Annotated in this window: 17 protein-coding genes, 1 tRNA gene and 2 pseudogenes; 9 read left to right on the top strand and 11 right to left on the bottom strand. The window is 71.8% G+C overall.

Annotated elements, in window-relative coordinates; translation table 11 throughout:
• Nucleotides 1-150: 150 nt before the first annotated feature.
• The 8 genes and pseudogenes from dnaK to ACZ6I3_RS18200 all read right to left on the bottom strand — a co-directional run.
• Nucleotides 151-1,551, bottom strand: a pseudogene (dnaK, locus tag ACZ6I3_RS18235) (molecular chaperone DnaK); the annotation flags it as partial.
• Nucleotides 1,552-1,926: 375 nt separating this feature from the next.
• Nucleotides 1,927-2,574 (bottom strand): annotated as a pseudogene (locus tag ACZ6I3_RS18230) (caspase family protein); the annotation flags it as partial.
• Entirely contained in the window at nt 2,561-2,971 is a 411-nt protein-coding gene (locus ACZ6I3_RS18225) for an effector-associated constant component EACC1 (protein WP_469415658.1), read from the bottom strand. The gene ACZ6I3_RS18225 and the pseudogene ACZ6I3_RS18230, both read right to left, overlap by 14 nt.
• 76 nt (nt 2,972-3,047) lie before the next feature.
• The gene (locus ACZ6I3_RS18220; RefSeq protein WP_469415657.1) at nt 3,048-3,935 is read right to left on the bottom strand and encodes a carbohydrate ABC transporter permease; all 888 of its coding nucleotides are present in this window, start codon (nt 3,933-3,935) and stop codon (nt 3,048-3,050) included.
• The gene (locus ACZ6I3_RS18215) at nt 3,932-4,906 is read right to left on the bottom strand and encodes a carbohydrate ABC transporter permease (RefSeq protein ID WP_469415656.1); all 975 of its coding nucleotides are present in this window, start codon (nt 4,904-4,906) and stop codon (nt 3,932-3,934) included. Before ACZ6I3_RS18215 ends, ACZ6I3_RS18220 begins: the two co-directional genes overlap by 4 nt.
• Nucleotides 4,903-6,216, bottom strand: coding sequence for an ABC transporter substrate-binding protein (locus ACZ6I3_RS18210; RefSeq protein WP_469415654.1), 1,314 nt, complete (start codon nt 6,214-6,216; stop codon nt 4,903-4,905). The genes ACZ6I3_RS18215 and ACZ6I3_RS18210 overlap by 4 nt, the downstream gene beginning before the upstream one ends.
• Before the next feature lie 205 nt (nt 6,217-6,421).
• A complete protein-coding gene (locus ACZ6I3_RS18205) occupies nt 6,422-7,822 on the bottom strand; it encodes a sensor histidine kinase (RefSeq protein WP_469415652.1) in 1,401 nt (466 codons plus the stop codon).
• Nucleotides 7,819-8,523: a response regulator transcription factor gene (locus tag ACZ6I3_RS18200; RefSeq protein ID WP_469415650.1), complete on the bottom strand. Its 705-nt coding sequence runs from the start codon at nt 8,521-8,523 to the stop codon at nt 7,819-7,821. The genes ACZ6I3_RS18205 and ACZ6I3_RS18200 overlap by 4 nt, the downstream gene beginning before the upstream one ends.
• 99 nt (nt 8,524-8,622) lie before the next feature.
• On the opposite strand from ACZ6I3_RS18200, the gene ACZ6I3_RS18195 reads away from it, so the two are divergent.
• Entirely contained in the window at nt 8,623-9,144 is a 522-nt protein-coding gene (locus tag ACZ6I3_RS18195; RefSeq protein ID WP_469415649.1) for a hypothetical protein, read from the top strand.
• A 25-nt stretch (nt 9,145-9,169) separates the two neighbouring features.
• Here ACZ6I3_RS18195 and ACZ6I3_RS18190 read toward each other — a convergent pair whose 3' ends face one another.
• Together ACZ6I3_RS18190 and ACZ6I3_RS18185 are read right to left on the bottom strand one after the other, a co-directional pair.
• Nucleotides 9,170-10,039, bottom strand: coding sequence for a spermidine synthase (locus ACZ6I3_RS18190; protein WP_469415648.1), 870 nt, complete (start codon nt 10,037-10,039; stop codon nt 9,170-9,172).
• A gap of 56 nt (nt 10,040-10,095) precedes the next feature.
• The gene (locus ACZ6I3_RS18185; protein WP_469415646.1) at nt 10,096-10,446 is read right to left on the bottom strand and encodes a hypothetical protein; all 351 of its coding nucleotides are present in this window, start codon (nt 10,444-10,446) and stop codon (nt 10,096-10,098) included.
• 297 nt (nt 10,447-10,743) lie between these two features.
• Between ACZ6I3_RS18185 and ACZ6I3_RS18180 the strand changes: the two genes are divergently transcribed.
• Nucleotides 10,744-12,195, top strand: coding sequence for a hypothetical protein (locus tag ACZ6I3_RS18180; protein WP_469415644.1), 1,452 nt, complete (start codon nt 10,744-10,746; stop codon nt 12,193-12,195).
• 13 nt (nt 12,196-12,208) lie between these two features.
• Here ACZ6I3_RS18180 and ACZ6I3_RS18175 read toward each other — a convergent pair whose 3' ends face one another.
• Entirely contained in the window at nt 12,209-12,802 is a 594-nt protein-coding gene (locus tag ACZ6I3_RS18175; RefSeq protein ID WP_469415643.1) for a histidine phosphatase family protein, read from the bottom strand.
• Between the two features lie 185 nt (nt 12,803-12,987).
• On the opposite strand from ACZ6I3_RS18175, the gene ACZ6I3_RS18170 reads away from it, so the two are divergent.
• The 7 genes from ACZ6I3_RS18170 to ACZ6I3_RS18140 all read left to right on the top strand — a co-directional run bounded on the left by ACZ6I3_RS18170 (nt 12,988) and on the right by ACZ6I3_RS18140 (nt 19,328).
• Nucleotides 12,988-14,013, top strand: a complete 1,026-nt coding sequence (locus tag ACZ6I3_RS18170; protein WP_469415719.1) for a phosphatase PAP2 family protein — start codon at nt 12,988-12,990, stop codon at nt 14,011-14,013.
• Nucleotides 13,964-15,085, top strand: a complete 1,122-nt coding sequence (locus tag ACZ6I3_RS18165; protein WP_469415717.1) for a hypothetical protein — start codon at nt 13,964-13,966, stop codon at nt 15,083-15,085. The genes ACZ6I3_RS18170 and ACZ6I3_RS18165 overlap by 50 nt, the downstream gene beginning before the upstream one ends.
• Entirely contained in the window at nt 15,076-16,668 is a 1,593-nt protein-coding gene (locus ACZ6I3_RS18160) for a hypothetical protein (RefSeq protein ID WP_469415642.1), read from the top strand. The genes ACZ6I3_RS18165 and ACZ6I3_RS18160 overlap by 10 nt, the downstream gene beginning before the upstream one ends.
• Nucleotides 16,665-17,999 carry an AAA domain-containing protein gene (locus tag ACZ6I3_RS18155; RefSeq protein ID WP_469415641.1) on the top strand — a complete coding sequence of 445 codons (1,335 nt, stop codon included), beginning with the start codon at nt 16,665-16,667 and terminating at the stop codon, nt 17,997-17,999. Before ACZ6I3_RS18160 ends, ACZ6I3_RS18155 begins: the two co-directional genes overlap by 4 nt.
• A 187-nt stretch (nt 18,000-18,186) precedes the next feature.
• Nucleotides 18,187-18,555, top strand: a complete 369-nt coding sequence (locus tag ACZ6I3_RS18150) for a hypothetical protein (RefSeq protein WP_193478260.1) — start codon at nt 18,187-18,189, stop codon at nt 18,553-18,555.
• Between the two features lie 109 nt (nt 18,556-18,664).
• Nucleotides 18,665-19,264, top strand: coding sequence for a bifunctional DNA primase/polymerase (locus tag ACZ6I3_RS18145; protein WP_469415639.1), 600 nt, complete (start codon nt 18,665-18,667; stop codon nt 19,262-19,264).
• A tRNA-Lys gene (locus ACZ6I3_RS18140) sits at nt 19,255-19,328 on the top strand. The genes ACZ6I3_RS18145 and ACZ6I3_RS18140 overlap by 10 nt, the downstream gene beginning before the upstream one ends.
• Nucleotides 19,329-19,336 lie beyond the last annotated feature (8 nt).

The following is a 19,336-nucleotide window of genomic DNA, read 5'->3' as shown; positions in this document are numbered from 1 at the left end:
TCCCCTCCCTCTTGGGTGCTGGAACGTCCCCCCCCCTTTGCCCCCCCCCCCCCTTTACTTCTGCTCCCTCTTCCCCCCTGGGGGGGGGGGGGAAGGGGCGCGGCACCCGACGGGGGGTGCCGCGCCCCGGGCGTTTCAGGGGAGACGGACGATGCGTTGCTCCTGGCCCGTGCCCAGGTCCTTCGCCGACATCCGGATCAGGTTGTCGGCGTCGACCTGGAACGTGACCTCGATCAGCGGGACGCCCCGCGGCGCCGGCGGCAGGTCGCGCAGCTCGAACTCCCCGAGCAGCGCGTTGTGTGCCGCCAGCTCGTGTTCCCCCTGGAAGAGCCGAATCTGGATGGACGTCTGGTTGTCCTCGGCCGTCGTGAAGATCTCGGAGCGCTTCGTCGGGATGGTGGTGTTGCGTTCGATCAGTCTGGTCATGACGCCGCCCTTGGTCTCGACCCCGAGGGAGAACGGCGTCACGTCGAGAATCAGGATCTCCTCGATCTGCTCCTTGAGCAGACCGGCCCGCAGGGCGGCGCCCATGGCCACGACCTCGTCCGCGTTGATGCCTCTGCCGGTCTCCTTGCCTCCGGTCAGTTCCCTGACGAGTTCGGCGACCGCGGGCATCCGGGTGGAACCTCCGACGAGCACCACCCGGTCGATGTCGGCGAGGCCGGTGCCGGAGTCCCGGAGCACGGTGTGGAACGGGGCTTCGCAGCGCTCCAGCAGGTCGGCCGTCAGCTGCTGGAACCGGACCCGGGTGAGCTTCTCCTCCAGATGCCACGTTCCTTTCGCGGACGTGGCGACGTACGGCAGGCTGACAAAGGTCTCGGCGGAGGAGGACAGGTCGATCTTGGCTCTCTCGGCGGCCTCACGCACGCGCTGCAGAGCCATCTTGTCCGTGCGCAGGTCGATCCCGTGGTCGGTCCGGAACCGCTGCACCAGGTGGTCGACGATGCGCTGGTCCCAGTCGTCACCCCCGAGCGCGGTGTCACCGCTCGTGGCCTTCACCTCGACGACACCGTCGCCGACCTCCAGCAGGGACACGCCGAAGGTGCCCGCGCCCAGGTCGAAGACGAGGACGGTCCGGTCGTTCCTGTCGCGGCCGTAGGCGGCGAGTGCGGCCGCGGTGGGCTCACTGACGATACGCAGGACGTTCAGGCCGGCGAGCTCCCCGGCCTTCCTGGTCGCCTCCCTCTGGGCCTGATTGAAGTGGGCCGGGACGGTGATGACGGCCTCGGAGACCTCGCACCGCAGGCGGGCCTCGGCGTCCCGCTTCAGCTTGTGCAGGGTGAACGCGGCGATCTGCTCCGGGCGGAATGTCTTGCCGTCGACCCGGAACTCCCAGTCGGTGCCCAGGTGACGCTTCACGGAGTGGATCGTCCGCTCCGCGTTGACGACGGCCTGGCGTCTGGCCTCCTCGCCGACGAGCACCTCACCGTTCTTGGCGAAGGCGACGACGGACGGGGTGCTCTTGGCCCCTTCGGCGTTGACGAGGACGATGGGCTCGCCGTCCTGCAGCACGCTGACGACGGAGTTGCCGGCCCCGTAGTCGAAGCAGATGCAGACGGGGGTGTCCGCGGCGGCGGGTGTGAGCCGCCACGGGGACGGGGTGGTCCAGGTGACCCGCTGTCTCCAGAAGTCACGGCTGGCCTGGGCGCTGCGCACGTTCGGCGAGTCCGCGCCGTACAGCGGGAGGAGGAGTTGGGTGATCTCCGTGTACCGGCGGACCGCCGCCGCCGCGTCGCCGCCCTGGCCGAGCTGTTCGGCGTCCTCGACGACCAGTCGGCCGTTGCCGCCGGCCGTGCCACGGTGGCCGCCGCCCGAGGGATTGCCCAGGGACGGCGGGCGGTAGCCCCGGTTGTGGGCCAGCACCAGGTCCTCGACGGTGTCCGTGCCCTGCCGCCGCGGCTCGGGCAGACCCCGGCTCTTCAGCGCGCGGTGGAGGGACCGGTAGATGTGGTCCAGCGTGAGCTGCATGGGGGCTCTGGGGTCTCCCTCCCTCAGCAGCCTCAGCAGTTCCCCGGTGAAGGCGGTGTTGCGCTCACCCTTCGGGGCCAGGGCGGTCACGCCGCTCGCGGTCGCGGTGAGGGTGAAGGTGCCGGTGATCTGGGTCTGTTCCCGCACGACGTCGTCGGGTGCCATGACGTCGATGGCGCGTCCCGAGAAGCAGCAGTCGAGGATGACGACTCGGTTGCGGGCCGGGCTGTCCGCGACGGCTTCCCGCACCCCGTCGTACGGCATGGCCGTGTAGCGGAGCAGGTCCCGCTCCGTCGTGGTGAGTCCCAGGTAGAGGTTCCCGCGGCTGTCGAGCAGTCCGTGACCGGCGTAGTAGACGAGCAGCAGGTCCTCCGCCTGCCGGGCGCGCAGGGTGAGCCGGCCGGCCAGGTCCGAGGCCGTGCCCGGGTCCCGGACGACCTCGCAGGTCTCCGGGTCGAACCAGCCGTGGTCGGGTTCGTCCAGCGCGCTCACCAGGTCCGTGAGGTTGTTCAGTACCGGGGTGAGGGTGTGCAGTGAGGGATCGGCCGGGTACGCGGCCGTGCCGATGAGCACGACACGCGAGGTGGCGCGGTCAGGCCGTCTCATCGCGGTCCGCGCTCTGCCGCCGCTCCAGGAAGTCGAGGAGTTCGGTCACCAGCGCGTCCTGGGAGGTCGCGCGCCGGACACTGATCTCGAGGCTTTCCCCGCCGGGTTCGACGACCTTCAGGGTCACGTCCCGCGTGCGGTGCTTGACCCACTCGACGGCCGCGCGGGCCAGCACGCTCACGGCACCGCCCGCGGCCACGGCGACGACCACGGCCTCGGGCAGCCCGCCCATCTCGCCGTCGGCGATCTCGCCGTGCTCCGTTCGCACCCGGCCGCGCAGTTCCCGCTCGTGGCGGAGCCAGTCGGCCAGTTCTCCGAGTTGTGTGGCCGCCGCCCCCGGGCGGGCGTCGTCGATCAGCAGCCGGTACTCCACTGTTGCCCCCGTACGAAGAGTCACTGTCTCGGCACCCTACGAGAGGATCATCCAGTGACGCACGCGGAGTTGGGAAGAGTACGACCCACGAGGGGAGCGGTCAGCCCTTGTTGGCCCCCAGGGTCAGGCCGCTGACGAACTGGCGCTGGAGCGCGAAGTAGACGATCAGGGTCGGGATCGCGGTGAGCAGGGCTCCGGCGGCGACCAGGTTGGGGTCGGTGAAGTACTGGCCGGAGAGGTTGTTCAGCGCCGAGGTGATCGGCATGTTCTCGCCGGTGGAGATGAGCACGATGGCCCAGAAGAAGTCGTTGTAGATCCAGATGGAGAGCAGGGTCGCGAGGGCGGCCATCGCGGGCTTGCACAGGGGCAGCACGATCTGCCAGTACAGCCGCCAGACCGAGGCGCCGTCGACCAGAGCGGCCTCGGTCAGCTCGTGCGGCAGCGAGCGCATGTAGTTGCTGAGCACGAACGCGCAGAAGCCGGACTGGAACGCCACATGGATCAGCACCAGGCCGAGCGCGGAGTCGTACAGCTTGCCGCTCATCGTGATGCCGGGCAGGTCGATCAGCAGGTACAGGCGGTACAGCGGGGTGATGATGACCTGCTGGGGCAGCAGGTTGCCCGCCGTGAAGAGCAGCAGCAGCGACAGGTTGACCCGGAAGTCGAAGCGGCTGACGTAGAAGGCGACCATCGACGAGAGCAGCAGCGTCAGCAGCACCGCCGGGACGGCGATGATCAGGGTGTTCACGAGGTAGTGCGTCATGTCGGACTGCGTGAACGCGTTCGTGAAGTTGTCGAGGGTCAGCTTGTCGGGCCAGGAGACATAGCCCTTCTCGCTGGTCTCCGCGTACGGGCGCAGGGCCGCCAGGACCGCCCACAGCAGCGGGGCGAGCCAGGCGAGCGCCGTGATGCCGAGGAAGGTGTGCAGCAGGACCCGGGCGGGGCGGATCGGGGTGCGCTGCTTGACCGGTGCGCTCACGGTGCTCATGCGCGCCGCTCCTTCCGGAAGGTGGCGATCAGATACGGAATGATCACCGCGAGCGAGATCACCAGCAGGACGACGGCGATGGCGGAGCCGTAGCCGACACGGCTGGACTCGCCGATGATGTTGTTGGTCACCAGGATCGACAGCAGTTCGGTGCCCTGGGCGCCCTTGTTGAAGACGAAGACCAGGTCGAAGGCGCGCAGTGCCTCGATGATGGTGACGACCAGGACGACGGTGTTGGTGGGGCGAAGGGTGGGGAAGACGACGTTCTTGAACGTCTGCCACTCGTTGGCGCCGTCCAGGGCGGAGGCCTCGCGCAGGGCGGGGTCGACGCCCTTCAGGCCGGCCAGGTACAGGATCATCATGTAGCCGGCGTGCCGCCAGGAGGCGGCGATCAGTACGGCCCACAGGTTGAGGTCCGGGTCGCCGATCCAGTCGATGTAGTGGCCGGGCTTGTTGGCGCCGATGACGCTGTTGATCAGGCCCGTGTCGGGGTTGTAGACCAGCTGCCAGACGAAGCCGATGACCGCCAGCGACATCACGACCGGCAGGAAGAACGCGGTCTGGTAGACGCGGCTGAAGCGGATGCTCTTGTCGAGCTGCACGGCGAGGAACAGCCCGAAGGGCGTGGGCAGCAGGATGAGCACCACGAACCAGACGACGTTGTGCTCGACGGCCGGCCAGAACTGCGGGTTGTTGGTGAACAGTTCCCTGAAGTTCTGCAGGCCGACCCACTGGATGGAGTCGAAGCCGATGCCGTTCCAGCTGGTGAAGGCCAGCGCGATGGAGGCGAGCGCCGTCAGCCACACCAGGGCGACGTGCAGGATCGTCGGAAGGCCCGCCATGAGACCGAGCGTGATCCGGTCGCGGCGGGTGAGGAGGCGACGGTGGCCCGTCGGACTCGTGCGGGCAGCGGCTCCCGGAGACGGCTCGGCGGCCGCCTCCGGGTTCTCGGTGGTGGTGTCGGTGCTCATGCGGAGGCGAAGATCGTCTTCTTCTGGCGCTCGATCGACGAGAGGATGCCGTCGACGTTCTTGGGGTTGCGGACGAAGTTCTGCAGCGCCGGCTGCATCACCGTGGAGGTGAAGTCCGGGCGGGAGTCGCGGTCCATGAACTGCGTCAGGCTCTTCGCGCTGGAGATCATCTCGAAGGACTTCTTCTGCAGCGCGGTGTAGGAGGAGGTGTCGGCCTTCGTCGAGGCGGCCACCACGCTGGAGTCGGCCTTGAGGTAGATCTGCTCGGCCTCGGGCGTGCCGAGGTACTCCAGCAGCTTGACCGCGCCCGCCCTGTTCTTCGGCGCCTTGGAGAGCATGAAGCCGTCGGTGGGCGCCTCGACCGTGTCCTGCCCGAAGGCCGGGTCGATCTCCGGGAAGGCGAAGAAGTCCAGGTCGTCCAGGTCGGCCTTGTTCGTGAACTGCTGGCCGACGAAGGTGCCCAGCAGATACATGCCCGCCTTCTTCGCCACCAGCGTCTGTGCCGCGTCCTGCCAGGTGCGGCCGACCGCGCCCTCCTGGTGGAAGGGCAGGATCTCCGTCCAGTGGTCGAAGACCTTGCGCACCTTCGCATCGGTCCAGGAGGCCTTGCCCGCCATCAGCTCGACATGGAAGTCGTAGCCGTTGGTGCGGAAGTTGAGCTGGTCGAAGGTGCCCATCGCGGGCCAGGCGTCCTTGTCGCCGAAGGCGATCGGGACCAGCCCGTCCTTCTTCATCCGCTTGCACAGGGCGACGAAGTCGTCCCAGGTGGTGGGGACCTCGTAGCCGTGCTGGGCGAAGACGCTCTTGCGGTAGAAGACCGCCCAGGGGTAGGTGTACAGCGGCACGAAGTAGTACTTGCCGTCCTCGCCCTTGCTGAGCTTCTTCATCGCCTCGGGGAAGTCCCCGCCGATCTTCTGCCACACGTCGTCGATCGGGGTGGCGAGCTTCTTCGACGCGAAGAACTGCATCCGGTACCCGGCGAACCAGGTGAACACGTCGTCCGGCGCGCCCTGCAGATAGGAGTTGATCTGCTCCTGGAACGTGTTGTGGTCCTTGGTGTTCACGTCGACCTTGATGCCGGACTTCTTCGTGAAGGCGGCGTAGATCTCCGCGAACGCCTTCTTCGGCACCGCGTCCGAGGAGTTCGATCCGAGACTGACCGTCTTCGGATCGGCGGCCGCGCCGCTGCCGCCGCAGGCACTCAGCAGGGGTATGCCGGCGCCGAGCAGGGCCGCGCCGCCTATGCCGCGCAGCAGGGTCCGGCGGCCGGGAGCGGGGAGGGCGGGTCCCGAGGGAGAGAGGTCGTGCATGAACGGCTCCTGAGGGCAGGGTTCGGCCACGAGGGTGTGGCGTGAAACCCGGTCGTAATCGACCAGAAATCAACTTGACCGAACACGGTGGCGCAATAACAGCCGTGTGTCCGGTCATGCGTCAAGAGCCGTTGACTTCATTTGTCGAAACGTGACCGACCTGTGCACGGGTCGTACGCGGATGGTTCGCGGGTCGTTGGCTGGGTCAGTGAGACCGGGAGCGGTGATAGGCGGCCGCCAGCCTGCCGGGCCGCCGGCGTCGCACCGCCCCGCGGTGCCCCCTGCCGGCCGGTGCTCTGCCGTCCAGCTGGATCCAGATCCGCACCTCGGTCCCGCCGAGCACCGAGGAGCCGATCCGTACGTCCCCGCCGGTCGATTCCGCGAGCCGGCGCACGATGTCCAGGCCGAGGCCGGTCGAGCCGTCGCTCCCGGAGCCGCGCCCCCGCGCCATCGCGGCCTCCGGGTCGGATATCCCGGCGCCCGCGTCCGATACGAGGACGATCACCGCGTCCTCGCCGTTGTGCAGGTCGACCGCGAAGGCGGTGCCCTCCGGGGTGTGCCGGAAGACGTTGCCGAGCAGCGCGTCGAGCGCGGCGGCAAGGTCGGCGCGGGCCACGGGTATGCGCACCGGCCGCTCGGCACCGGCCACCCGCCACTTGCGGCCCTCGTCCTCGGCCAGCGCCGACCAGAACGCCATCCGCTCCCGGACCACCTCGGCCGCGTCGCACCCTGCGCCCGGACCGGCCGCCGCCGTCTGCGGCTTGGCCTCCCGGGCCGTACGGATGATGGTGTCGACCTCGCGCTCCAGCTGCTCGACCGCGGTCCGGGTCTGGTCGGCGGCCGGTCCCTCACCGAGCGAGGCGGTGTTCAGCCGCAGCACGGTCAGGGGCGTACGCAGCCGGTGGGACAGGTCGGCCGCCAGCTCCCGCTCGTTCGCCAGCAGTTGGACGACCTGGTCGGCCATGGAGTTGAACGCGACCGCCGCGAGCCGCAGTTCGGTCGGGCCCTCCTCGGGCACCCGGGCACCCAGCTGGCCCTCCCCCAGGTCATGCGCCCCCTCGACCAGGCGTTTCGCGGGCCGGACCATCCGCACGCCCAGCCGGTCGGCGACGGCGACCGAGCCGAGGATCAGCGCGGTCCCGACCGCGGCGAGCACCGCCCAGGCCGTGCCCAGGCCGTTGGTGACCTCGGACTCCGGCACATACACCTCGACGACCGCGATCTCGCCGCTGCTCAGCGCGACCGGCTGGAGCAGCGTCGAGCCGCCGGCGACGCCCGTGGTGGAGGCGCGGCCCAGCTTCCGCACGGCCGCGATGTCCTGGTCGGCGGCGCGCTGCCGTCCGAGCTCGATGGCGTCCTGCCCGTCACCCGCCGGTATGTGCACGGCCATCCCGGCATCCGAGCCGGCGGAGGCGACGACCCGTTCGAGCTGGTCGCGGTCGGTGGTGATGGACAGGGCGGGGGCGACGGCCGCGGCCTCCCGCTCGGCGTTGGAGAAGGCGCGGTCCCGGGCCATCTCGCGGATGACGAGTCCGAGCGGCACCGCGAAGGCGAGCACGACCATGGTGGTCACCGCCAGCGACACCTTGACCAGGGCCCACCTCATCGCGGCGCCTCCGCTCCCGGTGGTTCGAGCTTCACACCGACGCCCCTCAGGGTGTGCAGATAGCGCGGGCTCGCGGCCGTCTCACCCAGCTTCCTGCGCAGCCAGGACAGATGGACGTCGATGGTCTGGTCGTCGCCGTACGACTGCTGCCACACCTCGGCGAGCAGCTCTTTGCGGGGGACGACGACACCGGGCCGGCGGGCCAGGAAGGCGAGCAGGTCGAACTCGCGGCGGGTGAGGTCGAGCCGCGCGCCGTCCAGCTCGGCCTGGCGCCGCAGCGGGTCGACGGTCAGGCCGCCGACGCGGATCGCCGGGGACGGCTCCCCTTCTCCCGCTCCGGAGCGGGCCCGGCGCAGCACGGCCGCCATCCGGGCCGACAGGTGCTCGACCGAGAAGGGCTTGGTCAGATAGTCGTCCGCGCCCGCGTTCAGCAGCCGGACGATCTCCGTCTCGTCGTCCCGGGCCGTGGCGACGATCACCGGCACGTCCGTGATGCCGCGCAGCATCTTCAGGGCCTCGGAGCCGTCGAGATCGGGCAGTCCGAGGTCCAGGATCACCACGTCGAAGCGGACATGGGCGACCTCGCGCAGCGCCTCCAGGGCCGTCCCCACGCTGCGCACGGTGTGCGAGGCGTCGGTCAGGTGCCGGATGAGCGCCGAGCGTACGAACTGGTCGTCCTCGACCACGAGTACACGTGCCATGCGCCGCACCGTACGCCATCTCGAACAGCCGGGTGCGGGCCTGTGGATAACTCTCGGTTGTGGACAACTCGTGGGACGGGTGGGGCAGTATGGCCCGCGATGCGCAGAGGACTCGTACACGTACTGGCCTGGCTGCTCGCCACGGGCGCGGCGGTCACGCTGTCGTGGTGGGGTGTCCACACGGTGATGGCGGGCACGGCCTACGACCCGCCGCGTGCCCTGCCCATCAAGGCCGCCGACGCGACCAGGCAGAAGCCGGAGCCGTCGGCGACGCCGACACGGAGGCCGAGTCCGACGCAGGGCACCCCGAGCGCACCGCCCGCCGCCAGGAAGCCGAGCCCCACCCCCACGAAGCCGCCCGGCCCCTCCCCCACAGGCCCTGCCCCCGCCTCCGCCTCCGGAGAGGTCAAGAGCTACGACACCGACGGCGGCCGGGCCGTCTTCGACCTCGGGCGCACCTCCGCCTCCCTGGTCTCGGCGACCCCCGGGGCGGGCTGGTCGATGCAGGTGTGGAAGACGGAGTCGTGGATCCGCGTGGAGTTCTCCTCGGGCGCGGACCGCGTGTCGGTGTTCTGCACCTGGCACGACGGCCCGCCGCGCGTGGAGATCGGGACCTACTGAGAGACGTACGGAGTGCCGTACGGGGTCATCTGAACACCGACGCGGGCGGCGCCGGGGAGGCCACCGCCGCGAGGTCCGTCACGGGCACGGCCCCGCCGGTGAAGTCGGTGAGCGTCCTGCCGTGCTCGACCCGGCCGGGATGCGGGTCGGAGGCGGCGCGACGGGTCAGTTCGGCGACGGGCAGGGGGTGGTCGGAGGCGACCAGGACGGCGTTCCCGAAGCGCTTGCCGCGCAGCACCGTCGGGTCGGCGATCAGCGCGAGCTGCTCGAAACGGACTGCGGCGGTGGCGATCTGGCCGCGCAGGTGGGCCAGCGGCGGTCCGTCGGCGAGGTTGACGGCGTAGACGCCGCCGGGCTTGAGGGCCCTGCGGACATCGTCGAGGAACTCGGTCGAGGTCAGGTGGGCCGGGGTCCGGGCCCCGCTGAACACATCGGTGACGACGAGGTCGGCCCAGCCGTCCGGCACCTTGGCGAGGCCCTCGCGGGCGTCGACGGACCGCACCCGGATCCGCGCGTTCGGATCCAACGGCAGCTCCCGGCGCACCAGTTGCACGAGGGCGGCGTCCCGTTCGACGACCTGCTGGGTGGAGCGGGGCCGGGTGGCGGCGACGTAGCGGGCGAGGGTGAGCGCGCCGCCGCCGAGGTGCACGGCGTGCACGGGCCGGCCGGGCGGAGCGGCGAGGTCGACGACATGCCCGAGCCGGCGCTGGTACTCGAAGGACAGGTACTCCGGGTCGTCCAGGTCGACGTGCGACTGCGGGGCTCCGTCGATCACCAGGGTCCAGGCGCGGGCCCGCTCGCGGTCGGGGATCAGCTCGGCGAGCCCGCCGTCGACGCTCTCGACGACGGCCTCCGCGTCGGCCTGCCTGCGCCGGCCGCTCCTCGACTTTCCCATGGGGTCATTATCGGGGTCGTCCCGGTATGCGGGACGCACGCTCCGAGTCAATACACCTAGCGGCAGCTGTCCGCCGCCTTGATCATGCGGGCCGCCTCCCCCAGGGCCTCGCGCAGGGCCGCGGGGTCCGTCGCCAGGTCCGCCTCCCCGGGTGGCAGCAGCCAGTCCGAGCCCGCCACCGGCGGCTCGGGGGCCAGGGGCGTGCCGCGTCCGTCGGTTCCGGTGCAGGTGCTCCCCGGCAGGTCCCATGCCGCGGCCGTCCCCGGTGGCACCAGGAAGCCCAGCGTGCCGCCCCCGTCGTCGTGCAGGACGGGCCCGACCGCTTCCGCGGGGCCGCGCCGCAGGATGTCGACCGCCTCCAGCCCTTGCCGGGCCGGCACCGTCACGACATCGCAGCTGATCTCCATCCCGGCCTCCACCGCGAAACCCCTGCTTGGACGAGTGGTCGGAAGTCGGGGGCCTCCCGGTCCGTGGGGTTCAACGCGGCCGCCCGTCAACGGCTACGGCGGAAGTCAGCCGCAAAGGATGGCAGTTCATGGCAGATCACGTATGAGATATCCGGTTTGTAGCCAAACCCAGCGTGACGACTCCGGCACAGCAGGTACGTTCTTGCTCGCCGGACGCAAGGCGAGGCCTTACGGGCAATACGTACAAGTCTCCCCATTTCCGGCATGGTTCGACGGTTCGCACGAGAGGACCCGGCCATGGCGTCGTCAACAGTGACCTCGTCTCCACCCGACCGGCCGTCACGGCCGAACCTCGCCTTCCGGCAGCTGCGCGGACAGCGCTCGCCGGCCGAGTTCGCCGCGGTGATCCGCCGGGCCGCCCTCGAGATCGGCGAGCAGGTCAGCTGTGACGCCCGGTACATCGGCCGGGTCGAGGCGGGCGAGATCCGCTGCCCCAACTACGCGTACGAACGGGTGTTCCTGCATATGTTCCCAGGCCGCACGCTCACCGACCTGGGCTTCGCGCCCCGCTCGTCGGTACGCGGACGCCGGGCGCGCGACACCGAGGACGCGCCCCTGACGTGCACCACGAACCCGGCGAACGCCACGAGTGAGACCAGCGGGGCGTGCGAGCCGTATGAAACACAGAACCCGTACGACCCGTACCACCCGCACGACACCTACGAGGAGAGCGACGTGCTACGTCGCGCATTCATGACCAGCGGGGGCGCCACCGTGGCCGCCGCCTCGCTGGGACCCGTCGGCCTCGCCCTCGACGCAGCGGCGGCACAGCGCCCCGTGCGCCGCGCCGGGGGCAGTGACGCGGGTGCCCTGGAAGAAGCCGTCCGCCGCATCCGGCTGCTCGACGACCGGCACGGAGCCGACGGCCTCTACCGCCGCGCGGCCGCCCCGCTGCGTGCCGCCTACGCCCTGCTGGACGCCGGCGCCACCCGGCAGACCACAGCGGACCGGCTCTACTCCGGCGCCGGTGAACTGGCCATCTCCGTGGGCTGGCTGGCCCACGACTCGGGACGCTTCGACGACGCCCGCTCCCACTACGCGGAGGCGCTCGCGACCGCCCGGATGACCGGCGATCCGGGCCTGGAGGCGCACGCCTTCTGCAACACGGCGTTCCTCGCACGCGACGCGGGCCGGCCGCGCGAGGCGGTCCGGGCGGCCCAGGCCGCGCAGCGCGTCGCCCGGCCCGTGGGCTCGGCCCGGCTGATGTCGCTGCTCGCGCTGCGCGAGGCGGGCGGCTGGGCGGGACTCGCCGACCGCGTCGGCTGCGAGCAGGCACTGGCCCGGGCACAGACCTTCTTCGAACGCGGCACCTCGGAGGCCGACCCCGAGTGGATGAGCTTCTACGGAGAGGCCGAACTGGAGGGCCTGGAGGCGCAGTGCTGGTCCGCGCTCGGCGACTGGCGCCGGGCGGCACGGCACGCGCGGCGGGCGGCGGACCTGCAAGATCCGCACTTCACGCGGAACATCGCGCTGTACACGGCGGAGCTGGCGGACGACCTCGCGCGGGGCGGACGGCCCGACGAGGCGGCGACGGCGGGGATGCGGGTGCTGGATCTGCTGGAGGAGGTCCAGTCGTCCCGGATCCAGACGATGCTGGCGGCCACGGCACGTGTGCTGCTTCCGCACCGCCGGGCTTCCGGGGTGTCGGCGTTCCTGGAGCGGCACGCCTCGGCGCCGAGGGTCACCTGACGACAGGCCCTCACTATCCGAGGTGCCCGAGGTCGTTCCAGCTCTCGATGGCCGGCTCGCCGTACGCCCAGCCCAGTACCGACAGGGACGTCGGGTTCAGCCGTATCCGGGCCGCGAAGTCGATCGGCAGGCCCAGCCACCGGGCCCCGAGAGTGCGCAGGATGTGCCCGTGGGCGAAGACCAGGACGTCACGGTCCTCGGAGCGCGCCCAGGAGACCACCTCGTCCGCCCGGGCCGTCACCTCGGCGAGGGTCTCGCCCTCGGGGACGCCGTCGCGCCAGATCAGCCAGCCGGGCCGGACGGCCTGGATGTCCGCCGGGGTCATGCCCTCGTAGGCCCCGTAGTCGACCTCCAGCAACGCGTCCCAGGCCCGCGCGCGGTCGCCGAAACCGGCCAGTTCACATGTTTCACGCGCGCGTGACAGCGGGCTGGTGCGCACCTCGATGCCGGGCAGTCCGTCGTACGGCGCCCGGTGCAGACGTTCGCCGAGCAGCTTGGCACCACGCCTGCCCTCCTCCAGGAGGGGTACATCGGTCCTGCCGGTGTGCTTGCCGGACAGGGACCACTCGGTCTGTCCGTGCCGGGCCAGCAGGATGCGCGGAGCCATGGGGGACCTTTCCGGAAGGAAAACGCGAGCGGAACTCCTCCATCATCGCGCACGCTGGTGACGGGCAACCCGGGGGGCGATCTCTGCGTCTTTGAGGTCCGGAGGGCGCCCCCAGGGCGCGCACACGCACCGTAAGGTGGCACGACCGGCGGGGAGCCGTGACGACGAAGGGGGAGGGCGATCGGATGCCGCACACCGAGACACCGGGCACCGAGGCGGCCCCTGCGCCCCGGCTGCGCTGGTGGACGGAGCTGCCGCTCATCCTGCTGGTGTACGCGTGCTACTCGGCGGGCCGGCTCCTCGTGCGGGGCGACGTCTCCGGGGCGGTCGACAACGGCCTGGCGATCCTGCGGATCGAGAAGGCGCTGTTCCTCAACGCCGAGCACCCGCTCAACCGCCTCTTCACGCACGAGGCGTGGATAGGCATACCGGCGGACTTCTGGTACGCGTCGCTGCACTACCTGGTCACGCCGGCGATCCTCATATGGCTCTTCCGCTCCCGGGCCGTGCGCTACCGCGCCGCGCGCACCTGGCTGTGGACGTCGACCTTCGTCGGCCTGATCGGCTTCACCCTGATGCCGACCTGCCCGCCCCGGCTCCTCGACGCGAGCCACGGCTTCGTGGACACGATGGCCCAGTACAGCTCGTACGGCTGGTGGGGCGCCGAGGCCAGCGCACCGCGCGGCATGGGCGGTATGACCAACCAGTACGCGGCCATGCCGAGTCTGCACGTGGGCTGGGCCCTGTGGTGCGGAGTGATGCTGTGGCGCTACGGCGGTACGCGCCTGGCGAAGGCGGCCGCCGTCGCCTACCCGCTGATCACCACGATCGTGGTCATGGGCACCGCCAACCACTACTTCCTCGACGCGGTCGCGGGCGCGGCCGTCATGGGCGTCGGACTGCTGCTGGCGCCGCTGGTGACGCGCACGGCGGACCGGGTCAGGGCACGGTTCGTGCCGCGGTTCGCTGCGGTCTCGGCGGTCGCGGCGGACTCCGCTTCCGCAGCCACTTCCGCATCCGCCTCCGCAGCCACTTCCGCATCCGCCTCCGCAGCCACTTCCGCCGCTGGTTCCTCGGATGTCAGTGCCGGATGCCAGACTTCCGCGGGTGAGCGAATTCCACGGCAGCGCGATGCGCGGTTCGGAGCGGGAGCCGAGCCGAGTGCCTCTCCCCAGGACGCGGGGGACGGCGCTCCGGCAGCGGCTCGCTGAGCTGCGCGGGCCCGACGTACCCGCGAAGGCACTGGACGCGCGCGCTCTGGCGGCGCTGGCCGCCAACCCCGGTTGTGCGCGGCGCGCGATCCTCGACGGTGCCGGGGTGGACAAGGCGGCGCTGGCGAGCGCGCTGGGTGCGCCGTCGGCCTTCGGACAGTCCCAGTTCGCGCTCACGCGGGGCAACGCGTTCGAGGCGCGGGTCAAGGCCGACGGCGGCGCGGAGCTGCTGCGGCTGGTGCACGAGAAGCTGGACCGGACCGCCGAGCCGCCCGCCGACGCGCGCGTGCCCGACCTGACCGCGACCGGCCCCCAGGGGCGTACGGCCCGTACGGCGCTGGAGCTGCGCGAGGCCACCGGGCATCCCGGCGCGTGGACGCTGCTCGACCACCCGATGCTCGCGCTGGACGTCGCTGGTTCCCCGGCGTTCCTGGAGCCGGACGCGGTGGTGGTGCACCCGGACGGCAGCTGGACCGTGGTCGAGATCAAGTCCTTCCCGCTGCTGGACGGTTCGGCGGATCCGGCGAAGGTCGGGGCGGCGGCCCGCCAGGCGGCGGTGTACGTGCTGGCGCTGGAGAAGGTCGCGGAGCACCTGGATCCGGCCCCACGCGTGCGGCACCGGGTCCTGCTCGTCTGCCCCCGGGACTTCTCCAACCTGCCGGCCGCGTCCGCCGTCGACATCCGCAAGCAGCGCGCGGTGACGGCCCGCCAGCTGGCCCGGCTGACCCGTGTCGAGGACATCGCCGACGAGCTCCCCGAGGGCACGTGCTTCTCCCCCGAGCTGCCCGCCGACGCGCTGTCGTCCGCCGTGGAGTCGGTCCCGGCGACCTACGCGCCCGAGTGCCTGTCCGCGTGCGAGCTGGCCTTCCACTGCCGGGGCCGATCGCGGGAGGCGGGCGCGGTGACGACGCTCGGCCGCCCGGCGCGGGCGGAACTGGGCGGCCTCGAAACCGTCGAGGACGTCCTCGCGGCGGCCCGCGGGGAGGCCGGGGATCCCGGTGACCCGGCGGTGGCGGCGCTGCGGCGGGCGGCGGCCCTGCGTGCGGAGGCCCTGGAGGCGGCGTGTCGCTGATCTCCACCCTGGCCCGGCTTGAGGCCGTCAGCACCGGACGCGCCCAGCCCGCCGCCACCGTCCGGCACCGGCATCTCGGCGACCGCCCGCTGGTGTTCGTGCCGCTCATCACCGCCGGTGAGGCCGGTGCCCCGCTCGGCGCGCTGGTCGGCACCGACCGGGACGCGCCGCGTCTCCTGGTCGTCCCGCAGCCCCGCGACCGCGACCTCAGGTTCGCGTTCCTGGCCGAACTGGCCGACGTGGTGCTGCCGTACGTCGACGCGTACGCCGAGGTCGTGGAGGCCGCCGAGCGCACCGAGACCGACCCCGAGACCGGCAAGCGGGTCAAGGTCGAGGTCGACCTGTGCGCGGACGCCCCGCAAGTGATCGTGCCGAGCCGCGCGGGCATCGACCTGGTGCGGCTGCTCGGACGCTCCACGCGTTTCCGGCGTACGGCGGAGCAGGACCCGGAAGCCCCGTATCCGGCGCCGCCCCGGGTGCCGTTGCTGGGGCGGTGGCTGACGCACTTCGGGGAGCGGGCCCGGGTGCCCGGATCCTCGCTGCTGCTGGCGATGACCGACGTCCTGGGCCGGCACTGGGCGACCGGGCAGTCCACCCTGGAGGACCAGCATCTGGGGGCGCTGCTCGCCTGGATCGACCCGCCGGAGGGCCTGTCCGGCGCCGAGGCCGCGCTGCGGGCCGAGCTGGAGCGGGACGAGCGGGGCCAGCTGACGTGTCCCCCGGCCGGTCCGGCCACCGACCCGGCGTTCGACAACAAGCTGCTCGCCCCGGCCATCGAGCGCTACGACCGTGCCCGCACCGCCCACGCCGTCGCCGAGGACGGGCTGGAGGCCGACGACCGGCTCGGCTCGCTGACCGGCGCCGAGCGGGAGATCCGCGACCTGGTGCTCAGCCGCACCCGCCCCACCTGGGACGCGATCTGGCGGGGCCTGGACCTGCTGCGGGAGCTGCCCGAGGGGGCGTATGCCGAGGAGCGGTGGACGCGCGACCGCTGGTCCTTCACCGGCCACCGCGACCGGGTCCTGGCCGGCGAACCCCCGCAGCCGCGCCGCGACGACGCGGTCACCGCGGCGAACAAGCTGGCCACGCGCGAGCGCGAACAGGCCCGGCTCGAGGCGCAGGAGGCCCTCGACGATCCGCTGGTGATGGCCGGACGGCGGCTGTCCGGGGAGGCGTTCGCGGGCGAGGTCACCGATGTCGTGATGACGTACAGCGACGGCAAGCGGCCGAGCCCCCGCCCCCTGGTCACGGTCCGCACGGACGACCGGCCGCACCTCGGGGAGCGGACGAAGGTGTACCGGTCGCTGGGCGGGAAGCCGCAGTCGGCGGAGTTCGTCGGGGACGAGGAGGACGGCGCGTACGTCGTGCTGCGGGTCCTCGACAAGATGGGCCGCGGCAAGGAGCCCGAGCCGGGGTCGGTGCCGGAGAAGGGCGACCGGGTCTGCTTCACGCTCTTCGAGCACGAGCAGCGGGGCGGCGCGAAGCTGCCCGACCCGGAGGAGACACCGTGGACGCACGGCGGGCCGCCGGGTGAGGCGGCGCTGGAGCCGGCCGACCCCGTGACCGAGGAGGATGTGTTGTGACCACGGTCTTCGACCCCTCCGCCGCCGCGACCCAGGCCACCGACGCGATTCTCCACGACACGCTGCACGGCACCGCGCGCGGTGTGGTCGTCGATTCCCCGCCCGGTGCCGGCAAGTCCACGCTGGTCGTGCGCGCGGCGCTGGAACTCGCCGAGGCGGGCCACTCGTTGATGGTCGTCGCGCAGACCAACGCCCAGGTCGACGACCTCGTCCTGAGGCTCGCCGAGAAGAATCCCGAGCTGGCGGTGGGCCGGCTGCACAGCAGCGACTCCGACCCGTACGACAAGGCGCTCGACGATCTGCCGAACGTGCGCAAGTCGGCGAAGGCGGGCGACCTCGCCGGGCTGGCCGTGGTGCTCTCGACGGCGGCGAAGTGGGCGCATGTGAAGGTCGACGAACCGTGGCGGCACGCGATCGTCGACGAGGCGTACCAGATGCGCTCGGACGCGCTGCTCGCGGTGGCCGGGCTGTTCGAGCGGGCGCTGTTCGTGGGCGACCCGGGGCAGCTGGACCCGTTCGCGATCGTGGGCAGCGAGCAGTGGGCGGGCCTCGCCTACGACCCGTCGGCCTCGGCGGTGACGACCCTGCTCGCGCACAACCCGGAGCTGCCCCAGCACCGGCTGCCGGTCTCCTGGCGGCTCCCGGCCTCGGCGGCTCCCCTGGTCTCGGACGCGTTCTACCCGTTCACGCCGTTCCGCAGCGGCACCGGCCCGGGCGACCGTGCCCTGTCCTTCGCCGTCCCCTCCGACGGATCGGGCCCCGACCGGGTGATCGACGAGGCGGCCGCATCGGGCTGGGGCCTGCTGGAACTGCCCCCGCGGCGCACCCCGCGCACGGACCCGGAGGCGGTACGGGCGGTGGCGACGGTCGTACGGCGCCTGCTGGACCGGGGTGGCGCGGCGACGTCGGAACGCTCGACGGACCCCTCGCCCCTGACCGCCGACCGGGTCGCCGTCGGCACAGCGCACCGGGACCAGGCGGCGGCCGTACGTGCCGCCCTGGCCGACCTCGGCGTCACCGACGTGGTCGTGGACACGGCGAACCGGCTGCAGGGACGTGAGTACGACGTCACGGTGGTCCTGCACCCCCTCTCCGGCCGCCCCGACGCCACGGCCTTCCACCTGGAGACAGGCCGCCTCTGCGTCCTGGCCTCCCGCCATCGGCACGCCTGCGTCGTGGTGTGCCGGGCGGGGGTGAGCGACCTGCTGGACGACTATCCGTCGACGGAGCCGGTGCAGCTGGGGACAGTGGTGAAGTTTCCCGACGGGTGGGAGGCGAACCACGCGGTGCTGGCGCACTTGGCGGAGCACCGGGTGGTGTGGCGCCCGTAGCCGGTGCAGGCGGAGACACCCGCCAGCACATGTGGCCGAACATCGCGGGTTCCGGCGGCCCCGGCGAACGCCGGGTGGTGTGGCAGCCGTACCCACTCCCGCGATGCCCACTTGCGCGCCCGCGAGACAATGGACGGTGGCCCGCTCCACCGGGAGGGCCGTGCGCGACGGACGAGGAGGAGAAGACATGGCGGAGCCCACGCCGCGTCGGAACGAACCGCGGCTACGCCCCGCGCCCCTGCTTTTCGAGCCCGCGGAGGCGGCCTCCGACCCTGAGCACTTCTTCGACCTCGAGTCGATCGACGATCCCCGGGCCCTGCTGGCCCGGTCGACGGAGCTGACGCTGGCGTTCCGGGCCGCGGCCGACCGGGCCGTGGAGTTCCAGGCGATCGCGGCGGCGCAGCTGGCCGATCCACGGCGGTTCGACCGGCTGACGACCGCGGACATCGCCGAGCGGGCCGAGTGGACCGAGGACTACGCCAAGAAGATGGTCGAGTTCGGCCGGGACCTGCTGCGGGGCGGCGTCGAGGGCCGGGGTCCCGTCGACCCGGTGTGATCTACGTGGCATATGCCAGGCGGGCAAGATACTCCCTCCCACCCCCTCCTGTCCCGGATTCCCGCAACCCTCGGGAACCGCATGCTCACGGCCGGTAGATGTAGATGTCATGAGCAGCGGATGGAACGCCTCCCATGTCACCCCGGACGGAGCCGCCTGGCTCGCTTCGGCAGGAACGTATCCGCGAAGCACGCTCGCCCTCTGGGCGGAGCGGCCGGACGCGCCGGTCGTGCTGCCCTGCGGGGCGGTCTTCGACGTGGTCAGCGCGCCCTCGGTGTTCGGGCGGCGGATGCTCGACCGGCTGTGGGACGACGGCCCCGGCTCGGGCCCGGTCGCGGAGTTCCGCGGCCGCATGCTGCTGTTCGCCGCACCGGGCACGGCCCAGCGGCTGCCGGCGCTGCTGGCGTGGGAGGAGTGGGGCACGCTCGGCCGCGACGGCGGGGAGACCGGCCGCACGGGCGCCGTACCGCCCCTGCTGTGCCACGGCACGGGCGACGCCGTGACCATCCCCGCACCGGCGGAGCCCGCCTCCCCCGCCCGCTCCGGCTGCCGCTGGCTCGTCGCCCCCGACACCCGTCAGCCCTGGCTCCCGGGCCCGGAAGTACTGCTGTGGGCGGCCGTGCGGGCAGCCCGTTCGGCGGTGCGGATTTCGATTTTTCCTCCCGCCGACCAGGGTGCTAAGGTCTACGACGTCAGCAGGCGCCGCTAGCTCAGTTGGTTAGAGCAGCTGACTCTTAATCAGCGGGTCCGGGGTTCGAGTCCCTGGCGGCGCACAGACGGT

The organism is Streptomyces sp. NPDC041940 (assembly GCF_055589465.1).
This window is presented reverse-complemented; position numbering and strand designations above follow the sequence as displayed.